General features: G+C 62.6%; 13 protein-coding genes. 12 read left to right on the forward strand and 1 reads right to left on the reverse strand.

The window, feature by feature from the left end:
• Nucleotides 1-18: 18 nt before the first annotated feature.
• Nucleotides 19-2454, reverse strand: a complete 2436-nt coding sequence (locus BMY68_RS26335) for a penicillin-binding protein 1A (RefSeq protein ID WP_164485849.1) — start codon at nucleotides 2452-2454, stop codon at nucleotides 19-21.
• Between the two features lie 216 nt (nucleotides 2455-2670).
• Between BMY68_RS26335 and BMY68_RS26340 the strand changes: the two genes are divergently transcribed.
• From BMY68_RS26340 to BMY68_RS26400, 12 genes are all read left to right on the forward strand, one after another.
• A complete protein-coding gene (locus BMY68_RS26340; RefSeq protein WP_037004437.1) occupies nucleotides 2671-3723 on the forward strand; it encodes a pilus assembly protein PilM in 1053 nt (350 codons plus the stop codon).
• On the forward strand, nucleotides 3723-4289 hold the full coding sequence (locus BMY68_RS26345) for a PilN domain-containing protein (protein WP_009041820.1): 567 nt from the start codon (nucleotides 3723-3725) through the stop codon (nucleotides 4287-4289). The genes BMY68_RS26340 and BMY68_RS26345 overlap by 1 nt, the downstream gene beginning before the upstream one ends.
• Nucleotides 4286-4903 (forward strand): type IV pilus inner membrane component PilO, encoded by a 618-nt coding sequence (pilO, locus tag BMY68_RS26350; protein WP_085533522.1) that lies wholly within the window; start codon nucleotides 4286-4288, stop codon nucleotides 4901-4903. Before BMY68_RS26345 ends, pilO begins: the two co-directional genes overlap by 4 nt.
• On the forward strand, nucleotides 4900-5427 hold the full coding sequence (locus BMY68_RS26355; protein ID WP_085533524.1) for a pilus assembly protein PilP: 528 nt from the start codon (nucleotides 4900-4902) through the stop codon (nucleotides 5425-5427). Before pilO ends, BMY68_RS26355 begins: the two co-directional genes overlap by 4 nt.
• Before the next feature lie 13 nt (nucleotides 5428-5440).
• Complete coding sequence (locus BMY68_RS26360) at nucleotides 5441-7513, forward strand: type IV pilus secretin PilQ (RefSeq protein WP_085533526.1); 2073 nt, start codon at nucleotides 5441-5443, stop codon at nucleotides 7511-7513.
• A gap of 4 nt (nucleotides 7514-7517) precedes the next feature.
• Complete coding sequence (gene aroK, locus BMY68_RS26365) at nucleotides 7518-8036, forward strand: shikimate kinase AroK (RefSeq protein ID WP_009041824.1); 519 nt, start codon at nucleotides 7518-7520, stop codon at nucleotides 8034-8036.
• Nucleotides 8037-8184: 148 nt separating this feature from the next.
• On the forward strand, nucleotides 8185-9285 hold the full coding sequence (gene aroB / locus BMY68_RS26370) for a 3-dehydroquinate synthase (protein WP_085533528.1): 1101 nt from the start codon (nucleotides 8185-8187) through the stop codon (nucleotides 9283-9285).
• Between the two features lie 10 nt (nucleotides 9286-9295).
• Nucleotides 9296-10885 (forward strand): SPOR domain-containing protein, encoded by a 1590-nt coding sequence (locus BMY68_RS26375; RefSeq protein ID WP_085533530.1) that lies wholly within the window; start codon nucleotides 9296-9298, stop codon nucleotides 10883-10885.
• Between the two features lie 350 nt (nucleotides 10886-11235).
• A complete protein-coding gene (gene gltB, locus BMY68_RS26385) occupies nucleotides 11236-15681 on the forward strand; it encodes a glutamate synthase large subunit (RefSeq protein ID WP_009041827.1) in 4446 nt (1481 codons plus the stop codon).
• Nucleotides 15682-15714: 33 nt separating this feature from the next.
• The gene (locus BMY68_RS26390) at nucleotides 15715-17133 is read left to right on the forward strand and encodes an FAD-dependent oxidoreductase (RefSeq protein ID WP_009041828.1); all 1419 of its coding nucleotides are present in this window, start codon (nucleotides 15715-15717) and stop codon (nucleotides 17131-17133) included.
• A 247-nt stretch (nucleotides 17134-17380) separates the two neighbouring features.
• Nucleotides 17381-18448: a uroporphyrinogen decarboxylase gene (hemE, locus tag BMY68_RS26395; protein ID WP_009041829.1), complete on the forward strand. Its 1068-nt coding sequence runs from the start codon at nucleotides 17381-17383 to the stop codon at nucleotides 18446-18448.
• A 133-nt stretch (nucleotides 18449-18581) separates the two neighbouring features.
• Nucleotides 18582-18929: a YgiW/YdeI family stress tolerance OB fold protein gene (locus BMY68_RS26400; RefSeq protein ID WP_062823899.1), complete on the forward strand. Its 348-nt coding sequence runs from the start codon at nucleotides 18582-18584 to the stop codon at nucleotides 18927-18929.
• The last annotated feature ends 61 nt before the right edge of the window (nucleotides 18930-18990 follow it).

An 18990-nucleotide genomic window follows, 5' to 3' on the forward strand; every position in this document is an offset into this window, starting at 1 on the left:
GTCTGCCCGCGAAGGCGGTCAGAACAGATCGATCGGCGCCGACTCGTCCGCCGGCAGCGGGCTGCCAGGAGCGTAGCCATTGCCCAGTTCGTTGACCGAAGGCGGAGTGTCTTCGCTCTTGAACAGTTCGAAGTAGGCGTTCGGCGTGCCCGGTGTCGCGGCGCGGCCGCTGACCGGATCGACCCGCAGGCTGAGAATGCCTTCCGGTTCGGCCTGGGTATGGGCCGGCTTGTCCTTGAGGGCGGCACCCATGTAGTTCATCCAGATCGGCAGGGCCACGGTGCCGCCGTACTCGCGGCGTCCCAGGCTTTCCGGCTGGTCGAAACCGGTCCAGACCGTGGTCACGTAGTCGGCGTTGTAGCCGGAGAACCAGGCGTCCTTGGATTCGTTGGTGGTCCCGGTCTTGCCGGCCAGGTCGGTGCGGCCCAGGGCCAGGGCGCGTCGCCCGGTGCCGAGTTTGATCACGTCTTCCAGCATGCTGTTGAGGATGTAGGTGGTGCGGCCATCGATGATGCGTTCGGCCACCGCAGGTGCCTGTACAGGTGCCTGGCTCGGGGTTTCGCCAGGAACGTTGTTCACCGTGAAGCTTTGTTCTGTTGGTGCCGCGATCCCGCTGCTGGCCGTGTCGCCAGTCGGTACGCTTGGCGGGTTGGCGGTGAACAGGGTTTCGCCGTTGCGGCTTTCGATCTTGTCGATGATGTACGGCGTGACCTTGTAGCCGCCGTTGGCGAACACGCTCCAGCCAGTGGCGATTTCCATCGGGGTCAGGGTCGCGGTGCCCAGGGCCAGCGACAGGTTGCGCGGCAGGTCCTGTTTGTTGAAGCCGAACTTGCTGATGTAGTCGATGGTACGGTCCACGCCCAGGCTCTGCAGGAGGCGGATCGAAACCAGGTTGCGCGACTTGTACAGCGCCTCGCGCATGCGGATCGGGCCGAGGAAGGTGTTGGTGTCGTTTTTCGGACGCCAGACCTTGTCCAGGTACTCGTCGACGAACACGATCGGCGCATCGTTCACCAGGCTGGCGGCGGTGTAGCCATTGTCCAGCGCGGCGCTATAGACGAACGGCTTGAAGCTGGAACCGGGTTGGCGCTTGGCCTGCAACGCCCGGTTGTAGTTGCTCTGCTCGAAGGCGAAGCCGCCCACCAGCGAGCGAATGGCGCCGTTTTGCGGGTCGAGGGACACCAGCGCGCCCTGAACGACCGGGATCTGGCGGAACTTGAGCGAGTTGTCTGCCTGGCGCTGCACGCGAATCAGGTCGCCGACCTGGGCGACATCGCTCGGCTGCTTGGGAGCGGCGCCCATGCTGTTGGTGTTCAGGAACGGGCGCGCCCATTTCATGCTGTCCCAACCTACGTGCTCTTCGCCGGTGCGGGTCAGTACCTGCAGGCCGTTCTTGTCGACCTGGGTGACGATCGCCGGTTCCAGGCCGCTGATGCTGCGTTGCTTGGTCAGTTCCTGGGCCCAGGCGGCGTGGGTCTTGCCGGGCAGGCGCGACTCGGGGCCGCGATAGCCATGGCGCTGGTCGTAGGTGATCAGGCCTTCATGGACGGCGGTGTTGGCCAGTTCCTGCAGATCGCTCGGCACCGTGGTGGTAACGCGGAAACCTTCGGTATAGGCATCGCTGCCGTAACGACCGACCATCTCGGCGCGAGCCATTTCGGCGATGTACGGTGCGTTCACTTCCGGCGTCGGCACGTGATAGCTGGCGTTCAGAGGCTCGTTGATCGCCGCGGTGTAGTCCGCCTCGCTGATCTTGCCGAGCTTGTACATGCGCCCGAGGATCCAGTCGCGGCGCTCTTTACTGCGCGCCGGGTTGGCCAGCGGGTTGAAGCGCGACGGCGCTTTCGGCAGGCCGGCGATCATCGCCATCTGCGCCAGGCTGACATCGCGAATCGACTTGCCGTAATACACCTGGGCCGCGGCCTCGATGCCGTAGGCGCGGTTACCCAGGTAGATCTTGTTGACGTACAGCTCGAGGATCTCGTCCTTGGTCAGTTGGCGCTCGATTTGCAGGGCCAGGAGGATCTCGGTGGTCTTGCGCGAGAAGCTGCGTTCGCTGCTCAGGAAGAAGTTCTTCGCCACCTGCATGGTGATGGTGCTGCCGCCGGACTGGATGTGCCCGCTCTTGACCAGCTGGGTCGCGGCACGCATCAGGCTGCTGGGATCGACGCCGTAGTGGTTGGCGAAATTGTCGTCTTCAGCACTTAGTAACGCATTAATGAAGTTGGGGGGAATGTCGGCGAAACGGATTGGAGTGCGGCGCATTTCGCCGAATTCTGCAATCAACTTGCCGTCGCTGCTGTACACCCGCAGGGGAATCTGCAACTGGATACTTCTGAGCGCCTCTACCGACGGTAACCCAGGACTAAGATAGAGAAACGCGCCGGAGAGAGCGAGGAGCAGCCCGCAGAACACAGCGACGATGGACCACCCGAAAAACTTCAGCAGACGAATCAAGGCTTTTGGATTTCCAGAGAAAGGAATGAATTGGGCGTCAGGTATTCACAGTCAGGAATCGGCTCACGCAGCAGATAAATCGCGGAAAAATCGCTGGGCATTATAAGCATTTTTCCGCCAAGGGCGTCATTTGCCCGTCTGTCAAGACGTGGTGATTGAACGCAATGGACATTCCAGAGTCCGTAAGTCACGGATAGTCATAGGGAATTGGTAGTGCTAGGACTCTTCAGTAAAAAGGCGAGTTCCCTTCTGGGGATCGATATCAGCTCCACCTCGGTCAAGCTTCTTGAATTGAGCCGTGTCGGTGGCCGCTTTCGGGTCGAGGCCTATGGCGTGGAGCCGTTGCCGGCCAACGCCGTGGTCGAAAAAAACATCGTCGAGCCTGAAGGGGTCGGGCATGCCCTGTCTCGCCTGCTAGCCAGGGCCCGGCCGGGTGCGAAGCACGCGGCGCTGGCGATGGCCGGTTCGGCGGTGATCAGCAAGGTCATCGAGATGGAGGCCGGGCTGTCCGACGACGATCGGGAAAGCCAGCTCAAGGTCGACGCCGACCAGTACATTCCCTACCCGCTGGACGAGGCCGCCATCGATTTCGACGTCCTCGGCTATTCGGCCCGCAATCCCGAACGCGTCGATGTGCTGTTGGCGGCCTGCCGCAAGGAGCACATCGAAGTTCGTGAGGCGGCGCTCGAACTTGCGGGCCTGACTGCGCGAGTGGTGGACCTGGAAGTCTGCGCGCTGGAGCGTTCGTTCGCCCTGGCGGCCGGCTCGCCGACTGCCCGGACCGTGGCGCTGGTCGATATCGGCGCCACCCTGACCACCCTGAGCGTCGTGCATGAAGGGCAGATCGTCTATTCCCGTGAGCAGTTGTTCGGCGGACACCAACTGACCGAACACATCCAGCGCCGCTACGGGCTGTCGAAAGAAGAGGCCGGCCAGGCAAAAAAGCAGGGCGGCCTGCCGGACGATTACGCCAGTGAGGTGCTGCAACCCTTTCAGGAGGCGGTCGTGCAACAGGTTTCGCGCTCGTTGCAGTTTTTCCAGGCCTCCGCCCCGCAACACCAGGTCGATTCCATCCTGTTGGCGGGTGGCAGCGCCTCGGTTCCGGGGCTTGTCCCATTGATCGAGCAGCGCCTGGGCTTGCCTGCGCTGATCGCCAACCCCTTCGTTGGCATGAGCATCGGCGCCAGGGTCGACGCCGCGGCCCTGGCCAGCGAGGCCCCATCCTTGATGATCGCCTGCGGGCTGGCCTTGCGGAGTTTCGACTGATGGCGCGGATCAATCTTCTTCCCTGGCGCGAGGCGCGGCGCGAACAGCGGCGTCGCCACTTTTTCCTGGCCCTGGCGGCGGCTGCGGCGGTGGCCCTGGGTGTGTTGTTCGCGGGCGACAGGATCATCGACCGGGCGATCGACAGGCAACTGGCGCGCAACAATCACGTAGGCGCTCAAATCACCTTGCTCGATCAACGGATCGCCAAGATCGGTGAGCTGAAGCTGCATCGCGAGCAACTGGTGGAACGGATGAAGATCATCCAGGACCTGCAAGGCAATCGCTCCACCAGTGCGCGGGTGTTCGACCAATTGGTCCGCACCCTGCCGGACGGGGTGTATTTCACCGATGTCAGGATGAGCGGGCAGACTCTTTCCATCACCGGGGCGGCCGAATCGAACCATCGTGTTTCGGACCTGATGCGCAACCTGGACGCCTCGGACTGGTTCGATGCGCCGAGCCTGACAGAGGTCAAGGCCGCCGGGGCGGACAACGCCGATCAGGTCAATGTGTTTCAGCTGACCGTTCATCAGACCCGGCCCGCCCTGGGTGAGGAAGGGCAATGAACCTGTCCGGCGGGTGGGCACAGATGCGCCGGATCGATCTCGGCGAGCTGGAAATGAGCAACATGGGGGCGTGGCCGGCGCTGGTCAAAGGCGTGGTCGTGGCGCTGCTCATGCTGCTGGTACTGGCCCTCGGCTACAACCTGTACCTCAAGGATCTGTTGCTGCAACTCGACCAGCGCCGGGCGGACGAGGCCGTGCTGAAACAGCAGTTCGCCAGCAAGGCGCGCCTGGTGGCCAACCTCGGGCCTTACACCGAACAGATGAAGACCATGGAAACCGCCTTTGACCTCATGCTGCGCCAGTTGCCCAGCGATACCGAGGTGCCGGGCCTGCTTGAAGACATCAGCCGCACCGGGCTTGGTAGCGGGCTGGAGTTCGAAGAGATCAAGCTGTTGCCGGAGGTGGTCCAGCCGTTTTACGTCGAATTGCCAATCCAGATCAGGGTTACCGGCGGCTATCACGCACTGGCGACTTTCGTCAGCGGCGTGGCCGGTTTGCCGCGAATCGTCACCCTGCATGATTTCGAGATCAAACCGGTCACGCCGCAGGTCGGTTCGAAGCTGCGCATGAACATTCTGGCCAGGACTTACCGCTACAAGGGGCCACGCTCATGAAGCGCGTTCACGGCTTGTTGCTTGTGCTGGCATGTGTCGGGCTGGCTGGCTGTGGCAACGATGACGACTTCAGTGATCTGGATGCCTACATGAACGAGGCGCGTTTGCAGTCGCCCGGCGAGATTGAACCAATGCCGGCATTCGGGTCTTACCCAACGTTCACCTATAACGCCGCACCCTTGCGCAGCCCGTTTCAGCCTGCGATCAGGGTGGACCTGGCGGCACGTCGGGCAGGCTCGCCCGCGGTCAAGCCGGATCCGAACCGTAGCAAGCAGTATCTCGAGGGCTTCAGCATCGAACAGTTCGAGATGGTGGGCACCCTTTCCAATGCTTCCGGCTTCTTTGCGCTGTTGCGTGGCGCCGGTGGCGTGCATCGGCTGAAGGTCGGCGATTACCTGGGGCGTAACGACGGGCGGATTGTCGCGATCAGCGATTCACAGGTCGACGTGGTCGAGATTGTTCCCGATGGAGCGGGAGCGTGGCTGGAGCGACCACGGACCATTCCATTAAAAGAACACTCATAGTGGAACTCGCATCATGAACAGGATCTTTTCAGCCTTCGGTATTGCGCTATGGATGGCGTTGCTTTCACCGATGGCCATGGCGGCCAGCCTCAAGGCCCTGGATGTCGCAGCACTGCCGGGGGATCGCCTGGAGTTGAAGCTGACCTTCGATGGACCGGTGCCCGAGCCGCGCGGCTATACCACCGACCAGCCGGCGCGGATCGCCCTCGATCTGCCCGGTGTCGTCAGCCAGCTGGCAGACAAGAGCCGTGACCTGGGCAATGGCAATGCGCGCAGTGTGACGGTGGTCGAATCGGGGCAGCGTACCCGGGTTGTCGTCAATCTGGTCGCGCTGGCGCCCTACAGCACTCGGGTCGCTGGCAATCAGCTGTTTGTGGTGATCGGCCAGGGGGCGACGGCGGCGCTGAGTGCGCCGGGGCAGCCGGCTGTCGCGTCGGGACGGGCCAAGGCCGTGGCTTCCGTGGGGCGGTCGATTCGCAGCGTGGATTTTCAGCGCGGCGAGCAGGGCGAGGGGAATGTACTGATCGACCTCTCAGACTCGGAAATGAGCCCGGACATACAGGAGCGCGACGGCAAGCTCGTCCTCACCTTCGCCAAGGCCCGCCTGCCCGAGCCCCTGCGGGTCAGGCTGGACGTCAAGGATTTCGCCACCCCCGTGCAGTTCGTCAGCGCCCGGGCAGAGTCCGGCAAGGCCATCGTCACCATCGAGCCCGGCGGCACTTTCGATTACTCGACCTACCAGACGGATAACAAACTCACGGTGAGCGTCAGGCCGATGACCTCTGGCGACCTGCAGAAACGCAACGCCGAGCGCTCGGCCTACAACGGCGAAAAGCTCTCGCTGAACTTCCAGGACATCGAGGTTCGCTCGGTGCTGCAACTGATCGCCGACTTCACCAACCTCAACCTGGTGGCCAGCGATACGGTGCAGGGCGGCATTACCTTGCGCCTGCAGAATGTGCCGTGGGACCAGGCCCTCGATCTGGTGCTCAAGACCAAGGGGCTGGACAAGCGCAAGGTGGGCAACGTGTTGCTGGTGGCGCCGGCCGATGAAATCGCTGCCCGCGAACGCCAGGAATTGGAGTCGCAGAAGCAGATCGCCGACCTGGAACCATTGCGGCGCGAACTGCTGCAGGTCAACTACGCCAAGGCCGCGGAGATCGCCAAGTTGTTCCAGTCGGTCACCCGCGCTGAGGACAAGTCCGACGAACGCGGGTCGATCACTGTCGATGAGCGGACCAACAACATCATCGCCTACCAGACCCGGGAGCGCCTGGACGAGCTGCGGCGGATCGTCAGCCAGCTGGATATCCCGGTGCGCCAGGTGATGATCGAGGCGCGGATCGTCGAGGCCAACGTCGACTACGACAAAAGCCTGGGCGTGCGCTGGGGCGGTTCGATCCAGAATCAGGGCAACTGGAATGCCTCGGGGGTCAGCAACGGCACCAATGGTTCCTCCACCATAGGCACGCCGGGCAGTACCAGCAGCAACTCACCGTTCGTCGACCTGGGCACTACCGCCAATACCTCCGGCCTGGGTATCGCCTTCATCACCGACAATGTGTTGCTGGACCTTGAGCTGACAGCCATGGAAAAGACCGGTAACGGGGAAATCGTCTCCCAGCCCAAGGTCGTCACGTCCGACAAGGAGACGGCGAAGATCCTCAAAGGCACGGAAATCCCCTATCAGGAAGCCGCCTCCAGCGGGGCGACCTCGGTGTCGTTCAAGGAGGCCTCGCTGTCCCTGGAGGTAACGCCACAGATCACCCCGGATAACCGCATCATCATGGAGGTCAAGGTCACCAAGGACGAGCCGGACTACCTGAACAAAGTCCAGGACGTGCCGCCGATCAAGAAGAACGAGGTCAACGCCAAGGTCCTGATCAACGATGGAGAGACCATCGTCATCGGTGGAGTTTTCTCCAATACGCAAAGCAAGGTTGTAGATAAGGTGCCATTTCTCGGCGATGTGCCGTATCTTGGCCGCCTTTTCCGGCGTGACGTGGTGTCGGAGAAAAAATCCGAGCTGCTGGTATTTCTCACTCCGCGTATCATGAACAACCAGGCGATTGCTGTGAGTCGTTGATTCTGTGCGAAATTTGATTCTTGTTGGGCCAATGGGGGCTGGAAAAAGCACCATTGGTCGCTTGCTGGCCAAAGAGCTGCGCCTGCCATTCAAAGATTCCGATAAGGAAATTGAGTTGCGCACGGGTGCCAATATCCCGTGGATCTTCGATAAAGAAGGTGAGCCGGGCTTTCGTGATCGGGAACAGGCCATGATCGCCGAGCTGTGCTCCGCCGATGGCGTGGTCCTGGCGACCGGCGGCGGCGCGGTGATGCGCGAAGCCAACCGTCTGGCGCTGCATGCCGGGGGGCGTGTGGTCTATCTGCATGCTTCGGTGGAGCAGCAGGTCGGTCGCACCGCACGGGATCGCAATCGACCGCTGCTGCGCACAGCCGACCCGGCGAAGACCCTGCGGGACTTGTTGGCGATTCGCGATCCGCTTTATCGGGAAATCGCCGACCTGGTGGTTGAAACCGATGAACGGCCACCGCGCATGGTGGTGCTGGACATACTGGACCGCCTGCAGCAACTGCCTCCCCGTTAATGCGCAGCGTGAAATGCGCTATCCTCGGCGCCTTGCCATGATCGCTCACGGTTGTGGCGCATGGCTATTGCGCGGCGTCAGAAAGCCTGGCGATGCCAGTCGTTAATGCAAGGCAGGACACCAGCTTCCATCTTCACTGTGGGGACACATGCAGACACTTAAGGTCGATCTAGGCGAGCGCAGCTACCCGATTCATATTGGCGAAGGTTTGTTGGACCGGCCCGAGTTGCTGGCTCCGCACATCGCCGGGCGACAAGTGGCGATCGTTTCCAATGAAACCGTAGCGCCGCTGTACCTTGAGCGTCTGAAACGCAGCCTCACCCAGTTCTCGGTGATCTCGGTGGTTCTTCCCGACGGCGAAGCGTTCAAGAACTGGGAAACCCTGCAGCTTATTTTCGATGGCCTGCTGACCGCACGCCACGATCGTCGCACCACGATTATCGCCCTCGGCGGTGGGGTGATCGGCGACATGGCCGGCTTTGCCGCCGCCTGCTACCAGCGTGGCGTCGATTTCATCCAGATTCCTACCACCTTGCTATCCCAGGTCGACTCGTCGGTGGGCGGCAAGACCGGTATCAACCATCCGCTGGGCAAGAACATGGTCGGCGCCTTCTATCAGCCGAACGTGGTGCTGATCGACACTGCCTCGCTCAATACCCTGCCGCCTCGCGAGTTGTCGGCCGGCCTGGCGGAAGTCATCAAATACGGTCTGATCTGCGACGAGCCGTTCCTTACCTGGCTCGAAGACAACGTCGACCGCTTGCGAGCCCTGGACCAGCAGGCGCTGACCTATGCCATCGAACGCTCCTGCGCGGCCAAGGCGGCCGTGGTGGGCGCCGACGAGCGTGAGTCCGGCGTGCGCGCCACGCTGAACCTGGGGCATACCTTCGGCCACGCCATCGAAACCCACATGGGCTATGGTGTCTGGCTGCATGGTGAAGCGGTCGCCGCTGGCACTGTAATGGCACTGGAGATGTCCGCACGCCTTGGCTGGATTACCGCCGAGGAGCGTGACCGCGGCATTCGCCTGTTCCAGCGCGCAGGCTTGCCGGTCATTCCGCCCGAGGAAATGACCGAAGCGGATTTTCTCGAACACATGGCAATTGACAAGAAAGTGATCGATGGTCGTTTGCGTCTGGTGCTGTTGCGCCGCATGGGCGAAGCCGTAGTGACCGACGATTATCCGAAAGAGGTTTTACAGGCCACGCTGGGAGCGGATTACCGCGCCCTGGCTCAGCTTAAAGGTTAATAAGATCCCCATGACTAGTTTGCATGCCGACGAGGCTTTCCTCGGCCACTATCAATTGAGCCATGACCCTTTTGCTCCACGGGTGCCTGGCTTCAAGTTTTTCCCCGCCCAGCGCAAGCCGGTGCTGGGGCAGCTGCATCACCTGGCGCGCTACAGCCAGCTGCTGCTGGTCGTTACCGGCCCGCAAGGCAGCGGCAAGACGCTGCTGCGTCAGGCCCTGGTAGCCAGCACCAACAAGCAGTCGGTACAGAGCGTGGTGGTTTCCGCCCGTGGTGCCGGCGACGCGGCGGGCGTGCTGCGGCAGGTGGCCCAGGCGCTGAACGTCGAGCAGGCCGAAATCGGGCCGATCCTGGCGCAAGTGGTGCAACTGGCCCTGACCGGCCAGGAAGTCTATCTGCTGGTGGATGACGCCGAGCAGCTCGACGAGTCGGCGCTCGAGGCACTGCTGGCGCTCGCCGCCGGCGCACCGGAAGGTCGCCCGCATGTGTTCCTGTTCGGCGAGTCGTCGCTGATTGCCGGCCTGGAGCTGCTGAGCGCGGAAGAAGAGCGCTTCCATGTCATCGAGCTGCAGCCTTACACCGAAGAAGAAACCCGCGAATACCTGGCGCAGCGTCTCGAAGGCGCAGGGCGGGGTATCGAACTTTTCTCCGCGGATCAGATCAGTGATATTCACGAAGGCTCCGATGGCTGGCCTGGCAACATCAACCAGGTCGCCCGGGATGCAATGATCGAAGCCATGATTGCCAGCCGCTCAGCGGTCAAGCGTCCAAGTATGGGGTTCAACATGCCGAAGAAACACGTATTGGCGATATCCGCAGTCGTAGTGGTGGCCGTTGCCGCTGCCTGGCTGATGCCGGGTCGCAGCAAGGCACCAAGTACTGCTGGTGCGCCAGCCAACGAACAGGCGCAGCTGCCGCTGGGCCAGACGCCACAACCGAACAGCAATGGCAGCCCGGCTGTCGAGTTCGCCGGTTCTTCCCAGCCAATGCCGCTGCCATTGGTCGGCCAGTCGCAACCGGTGATGCGCGGTCCTCTGGCCGAAGCCGCCGGTGGGATCACCGAGGGTGACGATGGCGTGCCGGTGGAAGGCTCCAGCGCCACGCCGCCGACCGTGACCACTATCGCACCACCAGCCGGCGTGCCGGCCGGCCCGGCGCCGACGCCTGAAGCCCGTCCGACCCCGGCGCCGACCCAGGTCGCTGCCGCCAAGCCAGCTCCGGTGGTCAAGCCTGCGCCTGCTCCGGTCAGCAAGCCGGCTGCACCGGCCGCCAAGCCTGCCGAGAAACCTGTCACCGTAGCCAAGGCCGCCACTGGTGGTAGCTGGTACGCCGGTCAGGCGCCAGGCAACTACGTCGTGCAGATCCTGGGCACCAGTTCCGAAGCCGCGGCGCAGAGCTTCGTCAAGGAGCAGGGCGCTCAGTACCGTTATTTCAAGAAAGTCCTCAACGGCAAGCCGCTGTATGTGATCACTTACGGCAGTTTCAGCAGCCGTGATGCAGCCGTTACCGCTATCAAGGCCTTGCCAGCGAAGGTTCAGGCTGGTAAACCTTGGCCTCGCACTGTCGCCAGCGTCCAACAGGAACTGGCAGCAACTCGCTGAAGATTCGGCGGCCTTACCCAGGCCGCCTCTCCCAGCACCTCAAAAAAATCCGCATGCGCATGCTGCCTTCAAGGCCGCGTGCCTTGTGGTGTCTGCGTCACAGTAGCTTTTGAGTCGTCGCGGTCCGAACTAAAAAAGTTTTGACTAGCACAGCATATCGCTTTAAACCTTTCATAAATGCGACATAGATTTGCGACATTTCGTCGCCAAATTTGTGAGCGTCTGTGTCGGTGTGTACAATGACCTCCCTTTTGCCCCCGCAAAGCCGGCGTACGTTCGGCGTGGATGGTAACTGGTTGAATTGAAAAGAAATTTGTCTCGATAAGAGGCAGCCTGGTGAGAAAGTGTCTATGAAAGCAGGTCTGTACCAACCAGATGAATTCAAGGATAACTGCGGTTTCGGCCTGATAGCCCATATGCAGGGCGAACCCAGTCATACCCTTTTGCAAACGGCCATCGAGGCCCTGACCTGCATGACCCACCGCGGTGGGATCAACGCGGACGGCAAGACCGGCGACGGTTGCGGTCTGCTGATTCAGAAGCCTGACGCGTTCCTGCGAGCCATTGCCCAGGAAACCTTCAGTGTCGAATTGCCCAAGCAATATGCCGTGGGCATGGTCTTCTTCAACCAGGATCCGGCCAAGGCCGAAGCCGCTCGCGAGAACATGAACCGCGAGATCCTGGCCGAAGGCCTGCAACTGATCGGCTGGCGCAAAGTGCCGATCGATACCAGCGTTCTCGGCCGCCTGGCCCTGGAGCGCCTGCCGCAGATCGAACAGGTCTACATCGGCGGCGAAGGCCTGAGCGACCAGGACATGGCGGTCAAGCTGTTCAGTGCCCGTCGTCGTTCGTCGGTAGCCAACGCCGCCGATACCGACCACTACATCTGCAGCTTTTCCCACAAGACCATCATTTATAAAGGCCTGATGATGCCGGCGGACCTCGCCGCCTTCTATCCGGACCTGGGTGACCCGCGCCTGCAAACCGCGATCTGCGTGTTCCACCAGCGCTTCTCCACCAACACCCTGCCGAAATGGCCGCTGGCGCAGCCGTTCCGCTTCCTCGCCCACAACGGCGAGATCAACACCATCACCGGCAACCGCAACTGGGCCCAGGCCCGGCGCACCAAGTTCACCAACGACCTGATGGATCTGGAAGAACTCGGCCCGCTGGTCAACCGCGTGGGTTCCGACTCCTCGAGCATGGACAACATGCTGGAGCTGATGGTCACCGGCGGCATCGACCTGTTCCGTGGCGTGCGGATGATCATTCCGCCAGCGTGGCAGAACGTCGAGACCATGGACGCCGACCTGCGCGCGTTCTACGAATACAACTCCATGCACATGGAGCCGTGGGACGGCCCCGCGGGCGTGGTCATGACCGACGGCCGCTACGCCGTCTGCCTGCTCGACCGTAACGGCCTGCGCCCGGCGCGCTGGGTCACCACCAAGAACGGTTTCATCACCCTGGCTTCGGAAATCGGCGTCTGGAACTACCAGCCCGAAGACGTGATCGCCAAGGGTCGTGTCGGCCCGGGCCAGATCTTCGCCGTGGATACCGAAACCGGGCAGATCCTCGATACCGACGCTATCGACAACCGCCTGAAGTCCCGTCATCCGTACAAGCAATGGCTGCGCAAGAATGCCCTGCGCATCCAGGCGACCATGGAAGACAACGACCACGGTTCGGCGTTCTACGACGTCGACCAGCTCAAGCAGTACATGAAGATGTACCAGGTCACCTTCGAGGAGCGCGACCAGGTGCTGCGTCCCTTGGGCGAGCAAGGCTATGAGGCGGTCGGCTCCATGGGCGACGACACGCCGATGGCCGTGCTGTCCCAGCGTGTGCGCACGCCGTACGACTACTTCCGCCAGCAGTTCGCCCAGGTCACCAACCCGCCGATCGACCCGCTGCGCGAAGCCATCGTCATGTCGCTGGAGATCTGCCTCGGTGCCGAGCGCAACATCTTCCAGGAATCGCCTGAGCACGCTTCCCGCGTGATCCTCAGCTCGCCGGTGATCTCGCCCGCCAAGTGGCGCTCGCTGATGAACCTCGACCGCCCGGGCTTCGAGCGCCAGGTCATCGACCTGAACTACGAGGAAAGCCTCGGCCTGGAAGCGGCGATCCGCAACGTCGCCGACCAGGCCGAAGAAGCCGTGCGCGCCGGTCGTACCCAGATTGTCCTCAGCGACCGCCATATCGCCCCGGGCAAACTGCCGATCCACGCGTCCCTGGCCACCGGCGCGGTGCACCACCGCCTGACCGAGAAGGGCCTGCGCTGCGACTCCAACATCCTGGTGGAAACCGCCACCGCGCGCGATCCGCACCATTTCGCGGTGCTGATCGGTTTCGGCGCCTCGGCGGTCTATCCGTTCCTGGCCTACGAAGTGCTGGGCGACCTGATCCGTACCGGTGAAGTGCTGGGCGACCTCTACGAGGTGTTCAAGAACTACCGCAAGGGCATCACCAAGGGCCTGCTGAAGATCCTGTCGAAGATGGGTATCTCGACCATCGCGTCCTACCGCGGTGCGCAGCTGTTCGAGGCCATCGGCCTGTCCGAGGAAGTCTGCGAGCTGAGCTTCCGTGGCGTGCCGAGCCGCATCAAGGGCGCGCGTTTCGTCGACATCGAAGCCGAGCAGAAAGCCCTGGCTGCCGAAGCCTGGAGCCCGCGCAAGCCGATCCAGCAAGGCGGCCTGCTGAAGTTCGTCCATGGTGGCGAATACCACGCCTACAACCCGGACGTGGTCAACACCCTGCAAGCCGCCGTGCAGCAGGGCGATTACGCCAAGTTCAAGGAATACACCGCGCTGGTGGACAACCGCCCGGTGTCGATGATCCGCGACCTGTTCAAGGTGAAGACCCTGGACACGCCGATGGACATCAGCGAAGTCGAGCCGCTGGAATCGATCCTCAAGCGTTTCGACTCCGCCGGCATCTCCCTGGGCGCGCTGTCGCCGGAGGCCCACGAAGCCCTGGCCGAAGCCATGAACCGCCTGGGTGCGCGTTCCAACTCGGGTGAGGGCGGCGAAGACCCGGCGCGCTACGGCACCATCAAGAGCTCGAAGATCAAGCAGGTGGCCACCGGCCGTTTCGGCGTGACCCCGGAATACCTGGTCAATGCCGAAGTGCTGCAGATCAAGGTGGCCCAGGGCGCCAAGCCCGGCGAAGGCGGCCAGCTGCCGGGCGGCAAGGTCAACGGCCTGATCGCCAAGCTGCGTTACGCGGTACCTGGCGTGACCCTGATTTCGCCACCGCCGCATCACGACATCTATTCCATCGAAGACTTGTCGCAGTTGATCTTCGACTTGAAGCAGGTCAACCCGCAGGCGCTGGTTTCGGTGAAACTGGTGGCGGAAGCCGGCGTCGGCACCATTGCCGCTGGTGTGGCCAAGGCCTACGCCGACCTGATCACCATCTCCGGCTACGACGGTGGCACCGGCGCCTCGCCGCTGACCTCGATCAAGTACGCCGGTGCGCCGTGGGAACTGGGCCTGGCGGAAACCCACCAGACCCTGCGCGGCAACGACCTGCGCGGCAAGGTCCGGGTGCAGACCGACGGCGGCCTGAAAACCGGCCTCGACGTGATCAAGGCGGCGATCCTCGGCGCCGAAAGCTTCGGCTTCGGCACCGCGCCGATGATCGCCCTGGGTTGCAAGTACCTGCGTATCTGCCACCTGAACAACTGCGCCACCGGCGTGGCGACTCAGAATGAGAAGCTGCGCAAGGACCACTACATCGGTACCGTGGAGATGGTGGTGAACTTCTTCACCTATGTCGCCGAGGAAACCCGTGAGTGGCTGGCCAAGCTGGGCGTGCGTTCGCTGGAAGAGCTGATCGGTCGCACCGATCTGCTGGAAATCCTCGAAGGCCAGACCGCCAAGCAGCATCACCTGGACCTGACCCCGCTGCTGGGCAGCGACCATATCCCGGCGGACAAGCCGCAGTTCTGCCAGGTCGATCGCAACCCGCCGTTCGACCAGGGCCTGCTGGCCGAGAAAATGGTCGCCATGGCCAAGCCTGCGATCAACGACCTCAGCGGTGCCGAGTTCGCGCTCGACATCTGCAACTGCGACCGTTCCATCGGTGCGCGGATCTCCGGCGAAATCGCCAAGGTCCACGGTAACCAGGGCATGGCCAAGGCGCCGATCACCTTCCGCTTCAAGGGCACTGCCGGTCAGAGCTTCGGTGTGTGGAACGCCGGCGGCCTGAACCTGTACCTCGAAGGCGACGCCAACGACTACGTCGGCAAGGGCATGACCGGCGGCAAGCTGGTGATCGTTCCGCCCAAAGGCAGCGCCTACAAGACTCAGGACAGCGCGATTATCGGCAACACCTGCCTGTACGGCGCTACCGGCGGCAAGCTGTTCGCCGCCGGCACCGCGGGCGAGCGTTTCGCCGTGCGCAACTCCGGTGCCCACACCGTGGTGGAAGGCACTGGCGATCACTGCTGCGAATACATGACCGGTGGTTTCGTCTGCGTGCTGGGCAAAACCGGTTACAACTTCGGCTCAGGCATGACCGGCGGTTTCGCCTACGTGCTCGACCAGGACAACACATTCGTTGACCGGGTCAACCACGAGCTGGTGGAAATCCAGCGGATCAGCGGCGAAGCGATGGAAGCCTATCGCAGCCACCTGCAGCGCGTGCTGGACGAATACGTCGAGGAAACCGGTAGCGAGTGGGGCCGTAACCTGGCCGAGAACCTCGATGACTACCTGCGTCGCTTCTGGTTGGTCAAGCCGAAGGCTGCCAGCTTGAAATCGTTGCTTTCCAGCACCCGTGCCAACCCGCAGTGATATGCGCCTGAAGAGTTTGATGAGGTTTTAACTATGGCTGAACGTCTGAATAATGACTTCCAGTTCATCGAGGTCGGGCGCAAGGATCCGAAGAAGAAACTGTTGCGTCAACGCAAGAAAGAGTTCGTGGAGATCTACGAGCCCTTCAAACCCCAGCAGTCGGCCGACCAGGCTCACCGCTGCCTGGGTTGCGGTAACCCGTACTGCGAATGGAAGTGCCCGGTGCACAACTTCATTCCCAACTGGCTCAAGCTAGTGGCCGAGGGCAACATCCTCGCCGCCGCCGAGCTGTCGCACCAGACCAACACCCTGCCGGAAGTCTGCGGCCGGGTGTGCCCGCAGGACCGTCTGTGCGAGGGTGCCTGCACCCTCAACGACGGCTTCGGCGCGGTGACCATCGGTTCGGTGGAGAAGTACATCACCGACACCGCCTTCGCCATGGGCTGGCGCCCGGACATGTCCAAGGTCAAGCCGACCGGCAAGCGGGTCGCGGTGATCGGCGCGGGCCCGGCGGGCCTGGGCTGTGCCGACGTGCTGGTACGCGGTGGCGTGACCCCGGTGGTGTTCGACAAGAACCCGGAAATCGGCGGCCTGCTGACCTTCGGCATCCCCGAGTTCAAGCTGGAAAAGACCGTGTTGAGCAATCGTCGCGAAGTCTTCAGCGGCATGGGTATCGAGTTCCGTCTCAACACCGAGGTGGGCAAGGACGTGACCATGGAGCAACTGCTCGAAGAATACGATGCGGTATTCATGGGCATGGGCACCTACACCTACATGAAGGGCGGCTTTGCCGGCGAGGACCTGCCGGGCGTGCACGACGCGCTGGACTTCCTGATCGCCAACGTCAACCGCAACCTGGGCTTTGAAAAGTCGCCGGAAGACTTCGTCGATATGAAGGGCAAGAAGGTCGTGGTCCTCGGTGGCGGCGACACGGCGATGGACTGCAACCGCACGTCGATCCGCCAGGGCGCCAAGGCGGTGACTTGCGCCTATCGTCGTGACGAAGCGAACATGCCCGGCTCGCGCAAAGAGGTAAAGAACGCCAAGGAAGAAGGCGTGAAGTTCCTCTACAACCGCCAGCCGATCGCCATCGTCGGCGAAGACAAGGTCGAAGGCGTGAAGGTGGTCGAGACCCGTCTCGGCGAGCCGGACGCCCGTGGCCGTCGCAGCCCCGAGCCGATCCCGGGTTCCGAAGAGATCATCCCGGCCGACGCCGTGGTCATCGCCTTCGGTTTCCGCCCGAGCCCGGCGCCGTGGTTCGAGCAGTTCAGCATCCAGACCGACAGCCAGGGCCGCGTCGTGGCGCCGGAACAGGGCCAGTACAAGCACCAGACCAGCAACCCGAAGATCTTCGCCGGTGGCGACATGGTGCGCGGTTCCGACCTGGTGGTGACGGCGATCTTCGAGGGCCGCAACGCCGCCGAAGGCATCCTCGACTACCTGGGCGTCTGATACAGCAAAGGCTATCCCTGTAGCCGCTGCCGCAGGCTGCGATAAGGCCGCAGGCCTTCAGCGATCTCACGATCCTGCGCCCGCGTTGTCGGAATGCCGCCCAGATCGATCGCAGCCTTCGGCAGCGGCTACAGAAGCGGCACTTGTGGCGCGACAAATTGACCCGATAGATAAAAGGCACGGCTCTCGCCGTGCCTTTTGCGTCGCGCTCTGAGAAAATGCCCGCACTTTTTTTCCGGATGCCGACATGACTGCCCTGAAGAACGACCGTTTCCTTCGTGCCCTGCTCAAGCAACCCGTAGACGTCACCCCGGTGTGGATGATGCGTCAGGCTGGGCGCTACCTGCCTGAATACCGCGCCAGCCGTGCCAACGCCGGTGACTTCATGAGCCTGTGCATGAACCCGGAGTTCGCCTGCGAAGTCACGCTGCAACCGCTGGACCGCTATCCACAACTGGATGCGGCCATCCTCTTCTCCGACATCCTGACCATCCCCGACGCCATGGGCCAGGGCCTGTACTTCGAAACCGGCGAAGGCCCGCGTTTCAAGAAGGTCGTCAGCACCCTGGCCGATATCGAGGCCCTGCCGATCCCCGATCCGCACAAGGACCTGGGCTACGTGATGGACGCGGTCAGCACCATCCGCCGTGAGCTCAACGGCCGCGTGCCGTTGATCGGCTTCTCCGGTAGCCCCTGGACCCTGGCCACCTACATGGTCGAGGGCGGCTCGTCGAAAGACTTCCGCAAGACCAAGGCGATGCTCTACGACAACCCGCAAGCCATGCACCTGCTGTTGGACAAGCTGGCGCAGTCGGTCGTCAGCTACCTCAACGGCCAGATCAAGGCCGGCGCGCAAGCGGTACAGATCTTCGATACCTGGGGCGGCAACCTGTCGGCGGCGGCTTACCAGGAGTTCTCCCTGGCCTACATGCGCAAGATCGTCAGCGGCCTGATCCGCGAGCACGAAGGGCGCAAGGTGCCGGTGATCCTGTTCACCAAGAACGGCGGCCTGTGGCTGGAAAGCATCGCCGACGCCGGTGCCGACGCCTTGGGCCTGGACTGGACCTGCGACCTCGGCGAAGCGCGCCGACGGGTCGGCAGCAAGGTCGCCCTGCAAGGCAACATGGACCCGACCGTGCTCTACGCCAAGCCGGAGGCGATCCGTGCCGAAGTCGGGCGCATCCTCGCCAGCTACGGCAAGGGCAGCGGCCATGTGTTCAACCTCGGCCACGGCATCACCCCGGAAGTCGACCCGGAACACGCCGGCGCCTTCCTGCGCGCAGTACACGAACTGTCGGCGCAATATCATCAGTGATCGCGATCCGATAACCAGGCCCGGCATTTGCCGGGCCTTTTTTTTGCGCCCGGGAAACGGCCTGGCGGATTAAGTTTCAATTCAGTCTGACTGGTTAATCTGGCGCTATCGAAACCCACATTGGATCACTGCCATGAAAACCCGTTACCTCGTTCTATTGCTCGCTCCGCTGTTCAGCACCGCTGCCCTGGCTGTCGGCTACACCGGTCCCGGCGCCCAGGCCGTCACCAGCGTCGCGGCGGCCAACGATGCCGCGGACGATACGCCGGTGGTGTTGCAGGGCCATGTGGTCAAGAAGCTGAACAATGACGACAAGTACGAATTCAAGGATGCCAGCGGCACCATCACCGTCGAGATCGACGACGAAGACCTGCCGCCAGTGGCGTTCAACGAGAAGACCCAAGTCAGGCTGACCGGCGAGGTCGAGAAGGGGTTGATGAAGCGCGAGATCGACGTCGACCTGGTGGAGATCGTCAGGTAAGCCGATCGACCGCCTCGGTTATCGCCCATGCCGGCGACCGGACCCCGCACATGGATCGCGG

Origin of the sequence: Pseudomonas sp. NFACC41-3, assembly GCF_900109505.1 — a bacterium.
GTDB classification, from domain to species: Bacteria; Pseudomonadota; Gammaproteobacteria; order Pseudomonadales; family Pseudomonadaceae; genus Aquipseudomonas; species Aquipseudomonas chlororaphis.